The 19,092-nt window shown below is 41.4% G+C and carries 14 protein-coding genes and 1 tRNA gene; 5 read left to right on the top strand and 10 right to left on the bottom strand.

Features of this window, described 5'->3' with window-relative positions:
- Positions 1-95: 95 nt before the first annotated feature.
- The 3 genes from Q0954_RS22200 to Q0954_RS22190 all read right to left on the bottom strand — a co-directional run bounded on the left by Q0954_RS22200 (position 96) and on the right by Q0954_RS22190 (position 3,552).
- The gene (locus tag Q0954_RS22200) at positions 96-1,010 is read right to left on the bottom strand and encodes a caspase family protein (protein WP_299460549.1); all 915 of its coding nucleotides are present in this window, start codon (positions 1,008-1,010) and stop codon (positions 96-98) included.
- A gap of 273 nt (positions 1,011-1,283) precedes the next feature.
- On the bottom strand, positions 1,284-2,690 hold the full coding sequence (locus Q0954_RS22195; RefSeq protein WP_299460548.1) for a PKD domain-containing protein: 1,407 nt from the start codon (positions 2,688-2,690) through the stop codon (positions 1,284-1,286).
- Between the two features lie 34 nt (positions 2,691-2,724).
- Complete coding sequence (locus Q0954_RS22190; protein WP_299460546.1) at positions 2,725-3,552, bottom strand: hypothetical protein; 828 nt, start codon at positions 3,550-3,552, stop codon at positions 2,725-2,727.
- 428 nt (positions 3,553-3,980) lie between these two features.
- Between Q0954_RS22190 and Q0954_RS22185 the strand changes: the two genes are divergently transcribed.
- Positions 3,981-6,743, top strand: coding sequence for a fibronectin type III domain-containing protein (locus Q0954_RS22185; RefSeq protein WP_299460544.1), 2,763 nt, complete (start codon positions 3,981-3,983; stop codon positions 6,741-6,743).
- 262 nt (positions 6,744-7,005) lie between these two features.
- Here Q0954_RS22185 and Q0954_RS22180 read toward each other — a convergent pair.
- From Q0954_RS22180 to hpt, 5 genes are all read right to left on the bottom strand, one after another.
- Positions 7,006-7,109: transfer RNA gene (locus Q0954_RS22180), tRNA-OTHER, on the bottom strand.
- A gap of 276 nt (positions 7,110-7,385) precedes the next feature.
- Positions 7,386-8,168, bottom strand: coding sequence for a hypothetical protein (locus Q0954_RS22175; protein WP_299460542.1), 783 nt, complete (start codon positions 8,166-8,168; stop codon positions 7,386-7,388).
- A gap of 117 nt (positions 8,169-8,285) precedes the next feature.
- Complete coding sequence (obgE, locus tag Q0954_RS22170; RefSeq protein ID WP_299460540.1) at positions 8,286-9,308, bottom strand: GTPase ObgE; 1,023 nt, start codon at positions 9,306-9,308, stop codon at positions 8,286-8,288.
- Between the two features lie 205 nt (positions 9,309-9,513).
- Positions 9,514-10,089 carry an adenylate kinase gene (locus tag Q0954_RS22165; RefSeq protein WP_299460538.1) on the bottom strand — a complete coding sequence of 192 codons (576 nt, stop codon included), beginning with the start codon at positions 10,087-10,089 and terminating at the stop codon, positions 9,514-9,516.
- Between the two features lie 414 nt (positions 10,090-10,503).
- Positions 10,504-11,040, bottom strand: a complete 537-nt coding sequence (gene hpt / locus Q0954_RS22160; RefSeq protein WP_299460536.1) for a hypoxanthine phosphoribosyltransferase — start codon at positions 11,038-11,040, stop codon at positions 10,504-10,506.
- A 427-nt stretch (positions 11,041-11,467) separates the two neighbouring features.
- Here hpt and Q0954_RS22155 point away from each other — a divergent pair, with 427 nt between their 5' ends.
- Complete coding sequence (locus tag Q0954_RS22155; RefSeq protein WP_299460534.1) at positions 11,468-12,676, top strand: hypothetical protein; 1,209 nt, start codon at positions 11,468-11,470, stop codon at positions 12,674-12,676.
- Between the two features lie 14 nt (positions 12,677-12,690).
- Here Q0954_RS22155 and Q0954_RS22150 read toward each other — a convergent pair whose 3' ends face one another.
- Together Q0954_RS22150 and Q0954_RS22145 are read right to left on the bottom strand one after the other, a co-directional pair.
- Entirely contained in the window at positions 12,691-13,386 is a 696-nt protein-coding gene (locus tag Q0954_RS22150; RefSeq protein ID WP_299460532.1) for a Crp/Fnr family transcriptional regulator, read from the bottom strand.
- Between the two features lie 52 nt (positions 13,387-13,438).
- Positions 13,439-14,272: an alpha/beta hydrolase gene (locus Q0954_RS22145; RefSeq protein WP_299460530.1), complete on the bottom strand. Its 834-nt coding sequence runs from the start codon at positions 14,270-14,272 to the stop codon at positions 13,439-13,441.
- Between the two features lie 573 nt (positions 14,273-14,845).
- Between Q0954_RS22145 and sdaAA the strand changes: the two genes are divergently transcribed.
- From sdaAA to Q0954_RS22130, 3 genes are all read left to right on the top strand, one after another.
- A complete protein-coding gene (gene sdaAA / locus Q0954_RS22140; protein ID WP_299460528.1) occupies positions 14,846-15,751 on the top strand; it encodes an L-serine ammonia-lyase, iron-sulfur-dependent, subunit alpha in 906 nt (301 codons plus the stop codon).
- A gap of 142 nt (positions 15,752-15,893) precedes the next feature.
- Complete coding sequence (locus Q0954_RS22135; RefSeq protein ID WP_299460526.1) at positions 15,894-16,565, top strand: hypothetical protein; 672 nt, start codon at positions 15,894-15,896, stop codon at positions 16,563-16,565.
- A gap of 1,211 nt (positions 16,566-17,776) precedes the next feature.
- Positions 17,777-19,090, top strand: a complete 1,314-nt coding sequence (locus Q0954_RS22130; protein WP_299460524.1) for an aminotransferase class III-fold pyridoxal phosphate-dependent enzyme — start codon at positions 17,777-17,779, stop codon at positions 19,088-19,090.
- The last annotated feature ends 2 nt before the right edge of the window (positions 19,091-19,092 follow it).

Raw genomic sequence — 19,092 nt, 5'->3', positions numbered from 1 at the left:
CTTTTGTGACATATCCTTTTGGATGCTAATATAAAAACTATACCCTAATAACCAAAGTTGAAGTAACACTAGTACCTATTTGCACCTATCGATGGTTACTTAAGCCTAAAAACAAATTGTCCCCCTTCGTTGCCTACCCCTTTGAGCGGGTTGCCTATAGGGTTCTGTTCGGTATTGTCGGCCACTGCTACAGTTACATATTGAATAAGTTCTGATACAGCAAATTTGTCTTTTAAGTTGTCTTTCAAAAACTTGATCAGGTAAGAAGCAAATGGGCTATTTTTACCCTCCTTGCCGTCCGATACATACTCCAGGTTGCCCGAAGTAAGCCCCCAACGAGATTTTACCTGTTCTACTTTTTCTATATACCCCCGGTGTGCTTCCGAAAACAAAGCTCCTGAAAAACAGGCGTCAGCCACTAAAAATACATGGCGATGGTTCAACGCTTTGATGTATTGCTTGAGCTTAGTATTGGGTATATAAGTAGATGTTTGGTTGATCTTACCCTCTGAAGGTACCCAGTAACCTTCGTCAAACGAAGCGTCATAGTAGCCGTGTCCTGAGTAGTAAATAAACAGGTTGTCCATTCCGGTACCTTTTTCTTTCAGTTTAGTGAAGATTTTGCGTACTTTTTCGAGGTTTACATCTTCATTGTACAGCTCGTATACGTTTTCCTGAGCAAAACCATACCTTTTCATCAACACTGTTTTTACATCATTGGCGTCTTTGATTGGGTTTTTGAGCGACTTCCAATACTTGTATCTATCCACGGCAAGCACCAGCATAAAGTTTTTTCCGGTACCCCCTACGTCAAAATCCAGGTCATCACCTTCGTCGCTTTTACCCTTACGTAAATATTTCAGGTCAAAATTGTAAGTACGACTATTGGTGAGCGTTTTTTTTACTTTTTTCTTTTTATTGCCTCTTTCCTGAGCGTTGGCAGGTAGGATTGTTGCAAACAACCCTAAAATTGCCAGCGACCAGAGAATAAAATGTTTAGTTGTTTTCATTTTGCCTAACATATTTAGGTAATCAAAAGCCAGAGTTTAATGTGATGTGTTATTAAATAAACGAGTATGGCTGTAGGTAGTTTTACAAAGTATTTTAAAAGCTTGATTGTACTTAGTAAAATGGAAAAAATAAAGTAATCCAAAAGAAGGCAGTATCTGTTTGTTGGACGATGAAAAAAATCTTTGCGTAGCCTTAGCTACGGAACTATTTTTTGAAGAAGTACAACGGTCAGAGACGAAATTCAGTGGATTAGGTTATTTTTGTAGTTTTACTTATTCCAAAGATGAATCAAGGAATACAATAAAAATATCTTTTCGGTTGTTTTTTGTGCCAAAGCTTTCAGTAGAGCCAATCAAAACCAATCGGTTATTGTCGCCAGGGTTTATTGCCAATTTGTTGCCCTCGTCCTCTTCCTTTCCTCCAATGAGCTTTACTTGCTTTAAGTCTCCTTGTGCATTGTATTTGGCAATGATCATGTCTTTACTGGTAAGAATGTTTTCGTGGGTACCCAATACAATAATGTCTTTGTTGCTATCTTCTTCCACATCAGAAAAAGACTCTTTGCTCAACTCCATTGTTTTGAGCCAGATAAGTGTACCAGCTTGGTTTACCCTCGCCACAAAAGCGTGGGTAGTGTCTCCATCGGTGGTTTCACCCACAAAAATAAAATCCCGGTTATCGGATTGGGTCACTGCCTTGGCTTTCCCCTTGATACTCAGCGTTGTATTCCATTGTATTTTAAGACTGGGGTCAAACTTTACAATCAATGGGGCGTCATCTTCAAAGCCCACTACCACAAAGCCTCCATCTTGAGTAATCTCCAGAGATGATACAGTCCAGTTGGCACTGCTTATTTCTTGTTTGTCGAGCAGTATGCCATTTTGGGTGTCATATACCTCAAACTGAATAGACGATTGTCCGCCTACTACTTGTGATGAGCCTACTACTATCAGGTTTCCATTGAGGTCAACCACATCGTTAAAACTTTCATTTAGTTCAGTAGCTACTACTTTTTGCCACTGTAGCTCACCATCTTTATTTACTTTCAGCACAAAAGCGTCATTTTCGGTAGGACTGTCTTCTATATAGCCTACCACTACAAAGCCACCATCGTTGGTAGGGCTTATGCGTTGCCCATACACTTGCCCATCGGCAAGGTTATTAAAATCGCGTACCCAAAGTTCGTTCCCTGAATTGTCAATTTTGCGCAGTTGTAGTACGTTGACATTCTTTTTTGCCATTAGTATTGTGCCACTATTGTCTGTAGCAGGGGTAAAGTTAAAGCCCACTTCGTCATCAGACGCAAGCCCAAATGTAGCAGCTTCTTTGGGAGTTGCAGTGGCGGGCAATACTTTAATCGTTTGGGTGCTGCTGTCTTTGGTAATGCCATCAGGTTTGGTTGCAATGAGCTTGACAGTAAAATTGCCTATGCTGTCGTAAGTGTGCAAAGGCGATGGCTCGGTACTGGTTTTATTGTCGCCAAAATCCCAAAGAAACTGACTCGCCACCGTGCTTGAGTTTTGCGAAAATTTAACTGTATCACCCACTTGTACCGTGCTTTGCACAAACGAAAAACGAGACTGGAGTTCAATGAATGGGATTTCTTGAACTTGTAAACAGCCAACTAAACCCAGTAACAGTCCTCCAAACAATAATGAGAGAGTAGATCTATAGTTCATATACGTGTCTTTTGTTGATGGTATTTTTCACTGGTTAGAATCGCCAGATCAATGATATTTGACTACTGCCTGTATACTGGTTTACATTAGGAACAATTAAAGGCATTAAGAAAGCTGTTTTCTTTTGATTGTCTTCTTTTTTAGGAGCAAACTCTCGCTTATTTTTCAAACCCCTTAAATACACCCCTACTATGTCGGCGATCCAGACCGCCCCCCCTGCTATAAAAAAACCATAAGCCAAACGGCTAGACGTGCGTGCTTTATTGAAGAGTTGTTGGTGGTCAGACAAAGTATTGGGAACGCGGTTGTTGTAGTCGCTGAGTTCGTTATTGGCTTTGATATAAAACAGTGTGCCTGCTCCCAGCAGTGCAAAAGTAGTGGCAGTAATCCACTCGTAGTGATAACCATTGCGTACTTTTAGATCGCCCAAACCAGGTAATAACAAAGACCATAAGGCATTTTTGGGACCACCCTTGGCTATTTTAGGTATTTCTTCTGCCTCTATCCGAAACATAATATTTTTACCGTTAAAATAAGGGTTATCTTTCAGAAACGACCAACTTACCACTTTACTTTTTCCTACCCGAACGCTATCGCCAAAATCGCCAGAAAGCGAACGTAAAGGACCTTTGAAGGAGTTTCCTTTGTTATTAGAGTAGAGTAATTTCAGGTTGTAATAACGGTTTTTTGGGCCTTTTAAGTCGTATTTGATCTTTATACTATTGGTGGAGGTATCAAGTTGGGCATTTAAGAATTTAACCTTCAGGGGACGAGAGTAAAAGATTTGAGCCTGGGTAAGTTCAATGCCTGACATTAACAAGAGAAATGCGCCAATAAAAATTCGGGGTAAAAGTTGAGCCATGCCTTTAAGTTCTTTTTTATATACTATGCATTCTACACAAATATAACTTAAAATACGGCAAATAGCCTGAATGCGATTTACTTTTTAAGCCAAAGTAACCCCCAATTGACGGTTGTTTTGGTGTCATCGCTAGACCTTATATGCTAAGAAAGTAGTAAAACAAGTAGCCTCTTACGGTGATAATTATCTTGTGAGTTATGAAATAATAGTGGACTTTTTTGTGTATTTTAGGGTATCGGGCTCATTTTGCCGTAAAAATGCCTAAAGATGATTTACTTTTTAAGTTGGAATAGTATTAAATTTACAGCGATTTTGCACAGACATTGCTAGTCAGGCACTACTCAGTATGCAAAAAAGCATTGTGTAGCTAAATACACCACCAAAGTAACACAACATAGCTGACATTGCTATATCAATAAAAATAAACTATGAACATATACACTACCTCTCCTTTAAAATTATTTAGTACAAAAGCTGCTCTATGGACAATAACTCAGGCATTGAAGGGAGCTGCAAAGTTTAGTTTGGGGTGTTTTTTCTTGTGTTTGTTTGGCGTTCATACTTTTGCTCAACCCCCCGAAATAGATGTAAGGTTAGAGGCAAATAGTATTCCATCAGGTAATACAGTGGATGTAGGCATCGCAAGCATCGGAAGCCCTGTAACAGCCACATTTACTATCTTGAATATAGGAGGATCAGATTTAGTTTTAAGCGGTAACCCAAAAGTTTTGTTAGGAGGAGCTAACCAATCAGCATTCTCGATTATCCAACCTGTTTTAGGTACTATACCACAAACCCAGGCTGAAGATTTCGAAGTTACCTTTAGCCCAACTACAGCAGGGGTGCATACTGCTACCTTGACCATTTTAAACAATGACCCTAATGAAGGTACTTACTTGATTAATATTACGGCAGAAGCAAGTAGCTTGCCTGCTCCAACTTTAATTGATGTAGAAGCTGTAGATGGGGTGGTAGATATATTTTGGGAAGACAACAGTACTACTGAGCAAGGTTTTGAAATATACCGGGCTAAAGCGGTGGGCTCAAGCATACCTCCAGTACCTGGTCCTTTTGTAAAGATATTTGATGCCCAGGCCAATGTTGATTTTCATACAGACATAGGAGTACAAGAAAAGAAAATGTATATATACAAAGTGTTGGCAGTCGCTCCACCAGGACAAACTAATTCAGGGTTTTCTGATACTTTAGCAGTATTTATACCAGGGCAAGCGCCAGTGTCACCCAGTAGCTTGAACGCAGTAGCACTTTCTCAAACCGAAATACAACTAGAATGGAAAGACAACGCTACCAACGAAAGTGGCTATGCAATTTCCCGTTCAGAAACAGGGATACCCGGTTCATTTTCAATAATTAATACTACCGGAGCAGATATGGAAAGCTATATAGACAATGCTGGTCTTGAATCAAACACTACCTATTATTATAAAGTAAGAGCTGCATCAACGGAAGGTTTTTCACCATTTACCACTACAGTATTTGCTACTACCTTATCTAATGCTCCTGCATCACCTACCAACTTATCTGTTACCCCAATATCAGGTACCGAATTGTTTTTGGAGTGGGACGATGAGTCTAACAATGAGGCTGGCTTTATTATATCACGTACTACCAGTCAGTTGGGTACTTTTACTGCCATTGACACGGTGCCCGCCAATGTAACGACTTACCAGAATGTGGGCTTGACCAATAATAAATCGTATTTTTATTATGTACAGGCATTCAACGAAGATGGTTTGTCGGAAACACATACAAATATTGCTACAGAAAAAACTGCCGATGTGCCTGTTATCCCAACAAATGTACAATTGACGGTGAAAGACTTCAAAACCATTGCTGTTTCCTGGGAGGTAAGCGCTGCTCCGTCTACTTCGCGTGAAGCTACTGGTTACAGTGTAGAGCTTGCCAATATTTTAGGCATTAAGCCACCCGATGCACGCACTACTGGTGGACGTAATGGGTTGCGTACCAACAGTGAAGAAGATTTAACGTTTTTTCCTGTGAGGGAAGTAGATGCCAATACACGCTCAGTTGAAATTACTAATTTGATTCCCAATCAAAAGTATACTTTTAGGGTAGGGGCTTTTAACGACAATGGTAATTCCCCTTATTCGGTCGAGGTCTCTGCGGTTACCCTGCCCGACTTGTCTATTGCTGTACCCAATGCTCCTACCAACCTGATTGCTGAAGCAGTGTCGCATAACGAAATAGACATCACCTGGAGCGATAACTCAAGCAATGAAAGAGTTTTTAAGATAGAACGTAAGCTGAGTAGTGCTACCATCTGGACAGAAATAGGGCAGGTAATTGGAGGAACTACCAGCTTTAGCAGCCTTGGGTTAAAGGAAGATAGCACTTATCACTATCGGGTGCGCGCCAGCAATGATGGAGGAGAGTCAGCTTATTCCAATGTTGATTCTTCTAAGACGGAATGTAACCTGATTGTATTGGTTACCAATAATTCGGGAGGAGTAAATATTTGTTCAGGCAAAACCTCCTTGTTAAGGGTAAATACCAATGTAACCGATGCGGTGTATCAATGGAAAAGGAATGGAATAAATATTCCTAATGCCAACTTACCTGTGTATAATGCCGACCGTACCGGAGAATACGATTGTCAAATAATAGCAGGAGATTGTCGTAAACAATCGAGTGTTCCAGTGGTGGTCATTGTCTCCTCTGGTTTCGACGTAAACATACGTACTACTGACAGCCTTACCCAATCCATGACCACAAGTATACAAGGAGCACAAAGTTATCAATGGTACCACGATTATCAGCCACTAAAGGATGCCATAGCGAGCACTTACCAACCTACTCAAGACGGCTCTTACTTTGTGGTGGTTACCAACAACGATTGTTCGGTTACCTCTAACCTGATTACTGTTGCCATGACTGCCACTGGACTGAGTAAAAACAAACTTTCTAACAGCATGAAGTTGTCGCCTAATCCTGCCGTGAGCCAATCGATGCTGGAAGTAGAGAACAATATATATGGTAAGTACACCATTACCATTACCGACTTGCAGGGGCGAGTGTGCATGGTGTTAGAGGGTAAAAAGACCCAGACTTTGCTTCATAGAGAGTTGCCTGTACAAAAATTGCCGCAAGGGGTGTATTTGGTGAGGTTAAAAATGAAAGATATGGAAGGAGTACAAAAACTGGTGAGGTAGGTTCTTCATTATATACCAACACCCTTGCACTCTCCACATAATAACGATGAATATATCCCATTAAAATTGGTTGGATAGGTGAGTAAAAAGGTGAGTAAATGATTATTACAGCTTGTAAGTTATTGAAAAACAATCGAATAAAAAAAGGCGGACAGCTCATACCCATCTGTCCGCCTTATAAGGTTCCTAATCTTAAGTCAGGTGCGTCTACCAATTTCGCCACTCGCCCAAGTAATACCTGCTTTATCAGTGATAAGCATTGTGGGCGAGGAGGGATTCGAACCACTCAATACCGAAATAATATTCATAAAACTTTCACCACGGATTTTATAACTTATAACCGCTGCTCTACCTCTGAGCTACCCCGAATGATTGCTGAACCATTTTCGATGATCTGAAAACATAGACTCGGGGAAAGGATTCGAACCTTTGTCCAACGGTGTTCTATCTGCGAGAAGTTCTATAAATATCTTTTAAACTAAAACTATGAAGCTGTACACTGTAACTAATCGGCTACCAAACGGTGATTTCGCGTTGAGCGCACCAAGCGGGTTGGGTGTTTGGTTGCGTCAACCTACGTCTTTGTGTTCAGTGCCTTATTAAACTAAAACTAAGACTGATACTAGGCTTCATAAGACCTTCTTACGGGTTTATAATATCTTTGTTTATAAACTCGAACAATTTTGTGGCAAGCTCGCTTTGCACTGCCTCTGCTTCATTGGCTTTAGAGCGAGTGGTTTTCACGGCTTCCAGTACTGTATCTATGCGCTTCAGCAGTTCTGCCTTGTCACGGGTAGATATTTTGGTACTGGTATATACAGTTTCGTACTTACCCACCTGAGCATCGGTGCTTGATTCGCGAATCTCGGCAGGAAAATGCTCAGTAGGAGGATGTACTACAATATGTTTGGTACGTTTTTCGGTTTTGTACTTGTGCTCAGGATCGGTTTTTTTATACCCTCTACTTTTACCCTCATCGTCTTTCCAGTCTTTAGTAGGGTCAAGCGTAGGAATAGCCTCATAAAAACGGCGCACCTTGGCAAGGTAGTTTTCCAGGGCAAGCAACGAAGTAGCACTTACATCGCCATAACTTTTGCCTTCTATCATCAATTCGGCACGTGCCGCCCCCGATGAGTTGGTTTCTTCTTTGGTGAGCGTAGTATTGAGGTATTTACATACAATATCCGACGCATAAGCCACATTTTCAATGACTGTATAATTGATAATTTTATTATCAGTAGTCATTCGTTCTCCCTCACCTTCCATTGGAATCAATACCCTGGTCAACCCATCAAAGCGGGTATCGTTTTTGGTGAAGTTGGCAGTTTGCTCATTCAGAATTTTTTCAGATTGAGCTTTATTGGTTGCTTCTACAGCAAGTACTGCGTGGAGTTTGTTTTTGTTTTTTTTATTGTCTTTACTCATCTCTTGATTAGTTTTTTCAACAGTTTCTTTGGTGTGTAGATTTACCTATACGCAGAGGTGTGTAAATAGATGCAAAATTTGAATGCTTACTGCCTAAGAAAGAGGCAAACGTCACTACTAATACACTTCTTCATCTTTTTGAGTGAGCATACGCATAATGGTATCTTTGAGTGGGTCAAGCCCTTTTTGAGTAACCGAAGAAAAAATAAGCGTGGGTATATCGCCTGGAATTTCGTTGTCTAAAATTTTCTGCACCTCTTGCTCAAGCTCTTCGTCGAGCATATCAGCTTTAGACACCGCCAAAATCCTTTTCTTGTCCAAGAGTTCGGGGTTGTACTTGCGTAATTCGCCCAGCAAAGTTTCGTACTCTTCTTTGATATTGACGTTTTCGGCAGATACTAAAAACAGCAAGAGAGAATTGCGTTCAATGTGGCGTAAAAATCTCAACCCCAAGCCTTTACCTTCGGCTGCGCCTTCTATAATTCCTGGAATATCAGCCATCACAAACGATTTATAATCGCGGTAAGCTACCACGCCCAGATTGGGCACCAAGGTTGTAAAAGCGTAATTGGCTATTTCGGGCTTGGCAGCAGACACTACCGATAGCAAAGTAGACTTGCCTGCATTGGGGAAACCTACCAAACCTACATCGGCCAATATTTTAAGTTCCAATACCACCCATTCTTCCACGCCTTTTTCGCCAGGTTGGGCATAGTGCGGGCTTTGGTTGGTCGATGATTTAAAGTTGCGATTACCTAAACCACCTCTTCCACCTGGGGTTAAAATCACCTCTTGTCCATCTTCGGTCACTTCAAGTTTTACCTCACCAGTTTCAGCGTTTTTTGCCACCGTGCCAATGGGTACTTCCAGTATAATATCTTTGCCTTGGGCTCCAGTGCGTCCGGCACCCTCGCCAGGGTTGCCTTGCCCGGCAGTGATGTGTTTTTGGTATTTCAGGTGCAGCAAAGTCCATAACTGAGCATTGCCCCGTAAAATAATGTGTCCACCTCTTCCGCCATCGCCTCCGTCGGGTCCTCCAAGTGGCACGTGTTTTTCGCGGCGAAAATGCGACGAACCTGCTCCACCATGTCCCGAACGACATTGCACTTTTACGTAATCTATAAAGTTAGAATTTGCCAAACCTGTTTGTATTTTAAGAGTTGTAAATTATATTTTTATCAGCCTGTACTGCTACTAAAAAAGGCTATCTGTTACACTCACTAGTATAGACCTATACCTGCCAGGTTTTGGAAACCTGGCAGGTATAAAACGCTTTTTATTAAAAAACTAATGGCTACACTAACACTACTAAGTAACAGATAACCTTTTGAGCAATGCCTTGTATTTAGGCAAGAGCATCTATTTTGCCGCAAAGCGTCTCAAAAATTTCATCAATAGAGCCTACCCCTTCAATGGCTACATATTTATCTTGTGCCTTGTAATGGTCGGCTACTGGAGCAGTTTCGTTTTTGTATACATCCAATCGGCTTTGGATCAAAATCTCCTTTTGGTCATCAGGACGACCAGAAGTTTTGCCACGCTCCAGAATACGTTTCATCAATTCATCATCACCTACTTTAAGCTCAATCATTTGAGAAATGCTTTGCCCGTTGTCAGCCAGTAGTTTGTCAAGTGCCTCAGCTTGTGCCACCGTGCGTGGAAAACCGTCAAACACGAAACCATTGGCCTCTTTATTTTCTTTAAACTTGTTGTCAATCATTCCTATCACTATTTCATCAGGAACCAATTGACCCTTGCTCATCAAGTCGCGGGCTTTGAGACCAAGAGGAGTAGAAGCGGCCACTTCACCACGCAAAATGTCTCCGGTTGATAAGTGAATAAGTTCGTACTTTTCTATCAGTTTTTTACTTTGTGTTCCCTTTCCGGCACCTGGGGGGCCAAACAATATTAAATTAAGCATACTAGAGTATATTTTTAGTTTAAAAACGTTTGCCTTTTTTGTTGGGGTTTACCATCATCCAAGGCACAGATAACACATTTAATGTGAATTGAGTACCTGCCTGAAGTTTTTACTGTAAGGTTTCAAACAGGTGATACACCACTCATTGGGTTTTGAGCAAACAAACACCGTTATGCAGTGGTGAAACAGGAAAGCCTGTAAAATTTATTAGAGTATGTTTAAAGTGTGTCTTCGGAATTAAAAATGACGGATTTTTTGTGCTGACGAAGTATATTTTAGAAGGAATAGCCAAAGCTATTGCTTAAAACCGATAGCTGCAGCTTTGCTGCGCTGAGCTCTGCCAACGGCTAAAATCACTAAAGTCAGCGCGTAAAAGCTACTTTTTTAGTCCAGATTATAATTTTAAACATGCGCTTATTTGATAGCATAAATTGCATTCAGTGTTCTACCTTCCTGGTCGTAGTCAAGCCCATAGCCCACCACAAACTTGTCAGGAATCTCTATTCCTACATATTTAGGGTATACCTCTGCCTTAAGACATTCGGGCTTGGTAAGCAAAGTAGCTATTTCAAGCGATGCCGGCGACTGGGCTTCAAACTGTTTCAGAAGCTTTTCCATCGTAAACCCTGTGTCCACAATGTCTTCAACAATGACCACATGTTTGTCTTTCAACGACACATCCAACCCCATTACTTCGGTGAGTTGCCCAGTGCTTGCCACTCCACTGTACGAGGCTACTTTGATAAAAGCAATTTCGGCAGGAGTTTTCATGTGGGTAATCAAGTCACCCATAAACCTAAAGGCTCCATTGAGTACTGCAACAAAAAGCAAAGGCTGTTTTTGTGCATAATCCTTATCTATTTCGGAAGCAATGCGTTGAACTTCTTTTTGAATCGACTCGCTGCTAAGGTAGAGGTCGAAAGTTTTGTCTTTTAACTGGACACTATGCACTATAAAATTGTAGATTTGTAGCTAAAACAATGATTTGAACTGATTGAAAAAACTTCATCAGCTTTTGTAAACATACCTTTGCCAAACGTTGGGGCAAAAATGCCTGATCAAGGCATTATAGTATTTTACAAAGGTTCAAATTTAGGAAGAAAATCTATTCGAAATAAAAATTAACTCAAAAAAGATGGGAGAGTTTTGTCAGACTTTATCGTTTTTGAGGTAAACCTGGATATTTTGGACGTTGGGTACGTAGGTTTTTCTGCGAAAGCAACCCCAAATATACACCTCTGCTCAAACTTCCCCCCTCAGTCTGTCGTTTTGTAACCAAGCCCACTATTGTACATTTTTGGGTGATGGTTTTGTCCTTTTTCATCACGTTTGATGTGGGCAAACACACAAAAACACTTTAAACAATATCATACACTATATGTATTTTTTACGCACCAAAATTTACGCCTGGCTACTCATCATTACTTGCCTTAGCTTGCCAGCCTTGGGGCAAACCGAACACTCCGACAATAGCAAAGGTGGCAAGAAGGTTTTACTGCTCGATATGCAAACTCAGATTGATATAGCGCATGCTATCAATGCGATGTATAATTTTAAGTTTGATGTTGCTGAAAATAATTTCGAGTTTTTTCGCGAGAAGCACCCCCACCATCCTATGCCTTATTTTTTGTTTGGCTTAAGCCAATGGTGGAAAATAATGCCCAATCAGGATATAAAAACCTACGACCAAAAGTTTTTGCAGTACATGAACAAAGTTACCGACCTTGCCAAAGGTATGTACCGTAAAAACCGCAAAGATATAGAAGCGTCATTTTTTCTATCAGCAGGTTATGGGCTCAAGGCTACTTTTTATGCCTACCGCAAAAAGTGGCGAAAATCGTTGGTAGCCGCCAAAGCCTCGCTCAAATACTTGCGTCGAAGCAAAAAATTGAATCAGATGAGTCCTGAGCTCATGTTTGGCGATGCCATCTATAACTATTATACGGCGCAATTGCGCAAAGAAAAACCTATTTTAAGACCTTTGCTTGCCCTGTTTCCGCGAGGCAATAAAGCGAAAGGGGTCAAGCAGCTCACCAAGGTAGCCTACAATGCTTTTTATACCCGTACCGAGGCGCAATATCACTTAATGGAGATTTATAGATATTATGAAAAAGACCGCACCAAGGCATTGCACTTTGCCCGTTATTTATACCGTACCTTTCCTGACAACCCCTACTTTGAGCGAAGTTATGCCAGCCTTGCGTTTACCTCTGGTTGGTTTTCTGAACTTACGCTGGTGTCTAAAAGTATTTTGAATAAAATAGCGGCGGGCAAAACAGGTTATGAAGCAGTAAGTGGTCGTTATGCCAGTTATTTTTTGGGGTATACTTACTTGTACCGTTACCACAACAAAGCCGAAGCAAAAAAATACTTTCAACAAACGGTAAGGTTTGCCGAACAAACAAAAAGTATAGGGTCGGGCTATTACCAATCGGCGATGGTAAAGCTGGCTCGAATTGCCCGTGATGAAAAGAAAATACGCCTGGCAAAGCTCTATTACCGCAAGGTAAGAAAGTATGCCAAGCGCCGGAGCAAGCGTTATAAAGAAGCCCGTGCATTTTTGCGTAAATACCGACGGTTTAGGTAAGTTTGGTCAGCACATCAGGTATATTGAGAATTGGCCATTTGGTGCAACTTGGTGGAGTTGATAAGGGTAATGGCTTTGTTTTCTATCAAAATCAATTTTTCTTCCCTAAACTCTTTGAGCAACCTACCCAGGCTTTCGCGGGCGGTGCCTACTATATTGGCGAGGTCTTCGCGGGGAAGTACAATTTTGCCAGGTTTGCCTGGTGTATCACTGTATTTTTGCTCTAGCAATAACAGAAACAACGCCAGGCGTTCTCGCAAAGGTTTTTGTGCCAACACCGTAATCGTGTTGACCATTACCCCAAACTCGTGACTCATATTTTGAATAAGCAATGCTTGTAAGTGGGGTATTTGTACCAACAGTTGCTCAAACTTTAGTTGATTGATAAACAGCATCTGACAATCTTCTAAAGCCTCGCAAGAGTCGGCATACTTTTCGTTGCAAAGCAGTGCGTGGTAGCCTAACAAATCGCCTTGTTTATAAATATAAAAAATCTGGTCTTTGCCATCCAGCCCTGTTTTAAAAATCTTAGCCCGTCCACTTTCAATAATAAACACCCCAGTAGGAATGCCCTCTTCATAAAACACCAGTTTCCCTTTTTTGAAAGCAAGCGGATAAGCCACGCTTAAAAACATGGTGCGTTCTTCGGGCGATAGCGAAGATAGAATTTTATCGCTTTGGAAATTAAATTTTTCAACGTCTACCTTCATAATGTATTGCTATGAGTATTAAGAGTCGAGAGCACCCCTAAGCCTTTTTAGCCTAGCCCAGTTTTGTAACTATCCAATCGGCTACAAACTGAAGTACTTCGTCTTTTTTTATTTCATTATGTGTTTCGTGCCGCAAGCCCTCCCATAACTGCAAGGTAGCCTTATCGCCCGCTTTTTGGGCAAACTTTTTAGAGGCTTCATGTGAAGTGATTTTGTCGGCGGTGCCGTGCATGATCAATGTGTCAACGGTGAGCTTCGAAGCATTCTCTAAAGCCCAATTGCCCCCATTATGTGCACCAAAAAATGTAGCCACCGATACTTGCCCATGTACCAAAGGGTCAGCATCATACGCTTTGCCCACCTCTTGGTCGTTAGACAGCTCCGCAGAGTCCAGGTTGTTGGGTTGGGTCATGCCTGGCAAAAACTTACCTACCAACTTGCCTAACATCACCTGGAGCTTGGGTGGCTCAAAAGCAAGGCGCAACCAAGGCGATGATAATACTACTCCAGCCAGTGGTAACACTTCTTTTTTTAATATATAATTACTGACCGTGTTTCCTCCCCAGCTGTGCCCATACAAAATAATAGGTACGCCCGGAAACCTGTTCTTTGTCTCCTGGAGCAAACGATCCACATCATTTAATAAATGTTCGTAAGGGTGCACATGTCCTCTTTTACCATTGGTTTTCCCGTGGCCACGTTGGTCGTAGCCAATAAGGGCAATGTCGCGGGTGTTAAAATATTCGGCTACATGTTGGTAGCGTTCTATGTGTTCGCCAAAGCCGTGCACCAAAGCTACCACACCCTTGGGTGGGTGGTCGGTTTTCCATACCTTGCCTTCGATAGTGGTTTTGTCAAGATTCCAACTGAAATTTTGTATTTCCATGAGGATAAGTTTTTTCAAGCATCAATAATATACGCTACTCAACTTCTTGTGAAGTTTTACTGAGGAGAGGCTGACGCCACCTGGTAAGTGTTGCGCCAAAAGCCAAGTAGGGTAAAACAAACAGTAAAACTATACTAAAATTTTGATCTGAATATCAACCCACTTGCTTTTTTTTAATAAAACCCAGGTCAACTTTAGGTTGATTCGGTGGGCAGGGTCTGTAATAGAATGTTGACTGGCAGGGCAAGTATTTTGATTTTAGAACTATCAATGTTTATTGAGTGGAACTATTTGAATTTCTTTGTACATTGAAACAAGAAAACCAATGGATTAAAAGAAAAACATACTCTACCCTACTATTTTTCGCCCTGATTTGTGTCTTCACAAATCACCTCACCCACAAGCTTAAAAATGGCTTATTTTAGGGTTTCGATCGCTCCCGCATGGCGGGATTTATCAATTGATGAAGACACGCAACCTCCGAGGACAAGCTCGGAGCAGGCAAGGTGAGGAAGCTACTTTTAAAAAAAAGCTGGGTAGAGTAAGAAAAACACACACTCAATAAAATAGATTATGGCATTATTATTCGAAAATTTTGAGAGCTGGAGACAATACTGTAAAGAAAAAAACTTGCCTTTGTACAAGCCGGTACTAGAGTATGAAACAGAGCAAAAAGGACGAGACGAGCAAACCATACAGGAGGGCTTGCTCAAGGCATACCAAGTGATGAAAGAGGCGGTTAAGACTGGCTTGAACAGCGATATGAAGTCGCGCTCAGGAATGATTGACAATGGAGCAAAAAAAGTATACAACCACCCTGTAACTGTGCTATCGCGTGAATTTACTGAAGTTATTTCCAGTGCATTGGCTGCCAAAGAAGTAAACTCTTGTATGGGACGGGTAGTGGCAGCACCTACCGCAGGGGCATCGGGCATATTGCCGGGGGTGCTTACCAACTTGCAGAGTTTGCACGGCTTGTCTGACGAAAAAATATGCGAAGGCTTGCTGGTAGCCGCAGGCATTGCCTTAATCATAGAGCGCAACGCCAGTCTTGCCGGGGCGGTAGGGGGGTGCCAGGCAGAAACTGGTTCCGCCGCCGCCATGGGATCGGGCGCTATAGTCTATTGTTTGGGGGGCACCGTAGACCAAGCCTTCAATGCGGTAGCCATTACTATTCAGTGTATGCTGGGGTTGGTGTGCGACCCGGTAGCGGGTTTGGTAGAAGTACCTTGCGTAGTACGCAATGCCAGCGCCGCAGCCATTGCCTTTTCGTCGGCACAAATTGCCATTGCTGACGTAAACGCGGTGATTCCGGTAGACGAATGTGTAGCAGCCATGGGAGAGATAGGGCAAAGCATGGAAACCCGTTACAAGGAAACTGCCCTGGGTGGCTTGGCGGCTACCCTTACGGGAAAAGGCATTGCCAAAAAGGTGTTAATTCAAGATATTGAGATTTTACCTGATGAAGATACTGAGTGATTAGGTACAAGTGTTGCCTCCAAAAGAAAAGGGTGTACATAACTGGAGCCAAGGGAAGCAGTTTGACCAATAAGTAAACTCATTTTTTGGAGAATTTTGCAAATCCGGAAGAAAACCAAGATGAGTTAAAATATATAGTACAATGAATAGCGATGCAGTAGATAATAGTTTTATTCAGAATCTTAATACCCTGAGTGACCTTGTTACTCAACATGTGACAGGGTACCTGGAGGCCAAAGCCAATGAAGTAGAGGGCAAAGGTTCAAGTCTAGAGAAAATTGTAGAAAAAGGTGCCAACATAAGCAAAGCCGTTATCGATAATATGGCGGCACGTTTTGTGGCAAAACGCCTGGGGGTAGACAAATTGGAAGCCGCAGGAATGAAGGCATTGCAAGAAGTGGGAATAAGATTGGATAGTGAACTTATGAAACACGTATTGGGCGATGAAGCTATAGGCGATCAACTTCAGCAAACAGTAGATGACTATGCCAGTGCTGAAAACTTACCCAAGAAGTTTAAATACAAAAGGTCGGAAATGTTTTACCCGGTGGTAAAAGCCCACAATGACGGGGACTTACACCCACCCGAAAGTGTAAAAGGCAAGGCAATGCAGGTAAGCCGCAAAATTGCCGGAGGAGGCATAAAGGTTTGGCAGTCGATGCGAAAAGGCAAAGTACTAGGGGCGGCGGCTTCTATACTCAACAGTGGTACCGATGTGCTCAAAACTACCTTGGGGCGCGATACTCCAGAATCGAGGCTGCGTTTGCTGTTATTGACCGGAATAAGCGAATATTGTAAACGAAAAGAGAAGTGACTTTTTACAAACTTTTGGCAACCGATAATCGGTGAAAAAACCCCAACTTAATACCCTTGAGTTGGGGTTTTTGTTCGAGTTTTGAACCCTTGGAGCACACCTTGCTTTTTAGGCATAAAAAAAACGCTTCAGGAAAAAGTGATTTTTTGTAGTAAAATATTTATTAACTGATGTTACGCAGTAATAGCAAACGATCAAGTAACTTCAGTTAGGTACTTCCCTTACTGATAAAGAAGGATAACGCCTCCCATTTGCTAAAAACGTTTTCCGTTTCATAGTCCTCTGAGCTGGAAAAGCCCTTGGAAGCAGAGTTGTCATACCAATTGGGAGAAGGAAAAATAATTAGCGTATGTTTAAAAATTAGTTTGAGGCTAATTTTCAAAGGTGAAACAGCGCTCCGAATCAAGTTCGGTTTACAACTCCGAACTTGATTCGGAGAATTTAGAAACCCGCTAAAGCTACTGATGACAACTTGAGGAATTTGTAGCTGCGGTACCTGAAATAAGTAAGTGTATCCAGAGAGTAAAATACCGTCAGATTCTTCCTATCGTCAGAATGACACGTAATTCGTGTTTCGAATTGTCATCTCGAGTTGTTATTTCGATTTGTGTTTCCTGGAGCCAGGAAATTAGGACTCGGTTTGACGCATCTAATCCGAAAGCTCATTATAAAACCTCATAATGACCGAAAATTTAAACAAGCACTTAATCAGCACACATATAAACTTATTTGAGTAGTCTATAAGTAAGAAAGTTTGGATATTTCTGGATAAAGGGTATATTTTTTACTAATTTGTGGTCAATACCAAGAAAGTGGAAGTTCAACTCAAAAATCCATGCATCTTATCTGTATGATTTTGATGGTAGGTATTAATCAAATGACAGCACCTCTTTTACCAAATACTTAGGTAAGTTACATAAATTATTGAAAATCAGTATATCATATTTCAATCTGATTGTTTACTACCTATAGTCTCTTTATTTACTAATAACTATTTTAAAGCCTTTTTTGAGCAATTGAAGCTATTTTTTAAAGGGTGTTTTTTTACAAAAAAAGCTTTAAAACGTCCCTTTATGAGATAAAATAAAACTTTTTTTAATTTTTATATCTCTGTAAGAAATAATAAAAAAAGACCAAACTGGAGTTTGAACCTTCGCTTGTCAAACTGATCACACATCAAAATAATTATAAACAAAACATATCACATATTAATGTCTCTAAAATCTGATAAATCTAAGGCCTTGCTTGAAAGGCGGAAAAATGTAGTGGCTAACGGTGTAGGTGTATTTAACACAGCTACAGTGCAAGAAGCCAAAGGTGCCATCATCATGGACGAAGATGGCAATGAATTAATCGACTTTGCTGGTGGTATAGGAGTAGTCAATGCCGGGCATTGCCCTGACCCAGTTGTAAAGGCTGTTAAGGAACAAGCCGATAAATACCTGCATACAAGTTTCAATGTTGTGACCTATGAGCCTTACATTAAATTATGTGAAGAACTGTGCGAAATACTGCCACATGGCGAAGCCACTAAGGTAATGCTTGTCAGTACAGGAGCCGAGGCAGTAGAAAATGCCATTAAGATTGCGCGTCAGGCAACTAAAAGGCAAGGGGTTTTATGTTTTACAGAGGCCTATCATGGGCGAACCCTCATGGCTATGAGCCTTACCAGTAAGGTCGACTATAAGTTTGATTGCGGTCCGTTTGCTCCTGAAGTATATCGTATCCCTTTCCCTAACTTTTATCGCGATGCTAAAGGCAGGTCATTAGACGAGTTTGTAAAAGACAGTCTCGAAACCTTGCATGGCTCTGGTAAAAACCTGGTTGATCCCAAAAGCCTGGCAGCAGTCATTATTGAACCCATTCAGGGGGAAGGTGGATTTAATTCGGTGCCCCAAAAGTATTTTGAAGGTCTTCGTGAATTTTGCGACCAACACGGTATCATGCTCATTGCAGATGAGATACAAAGTGGCTTTGCCAGAACAGGACATTGGGCAAGTTGGCAACACTACAAAGTACAACCAGATATCAGCACTTATGCCAAATCTATGGGTTCTGGATTACCCATTGCGGCAGTCGTGGGAAAAACGAAGGTAATGGACGCAGCAGCACCAGGTACCATTGGTGGTACTTATATAGGTAGTCCAATTGCTTGTGTAGCGTCACTGGCAACGATCCAACACATGAAAGATATTAAGCTCAACGATCGGGGTAAAGAGGTGGGTAAAATTGTCATGAGTCGATTTGAAAAAATCAAAAAAGAATGCCCGGAAGTTGGAGACGTGAGGGGGTTGGGGGCTATGAACATCATTGAATTTGTAAAAAATGGAGACCCACAGCAGCCTGACGGGGCATTGTGTAGTGCCATAGTCAAAGGTTGTGCAGAAAATGGGCTTATTGTAATAAGTGCGGGTGCTTACAAAAATATGATACGTATACTTTCTCCTTTGGTTATTACCAATGAACAACTAAATAAAGGGCTTGATATACTCGAACAACAAATAAAAACTAAAATTAAAAACTAAAC

Source organism: uncultured Microscilla sp. (genome assembly GCF_947493425.1).
In the GTDB taxonomy this organism is placed as follows: domain Bacteria; phylum Bacteroidota; class Bacteroidia; order Cytophagales; family Microscillaceae; genus Microscilla.
Note: the sequence above shows the minus strand (reverse complement) of the source record. Positions and strands in the feature narration are given on the sequence as shown.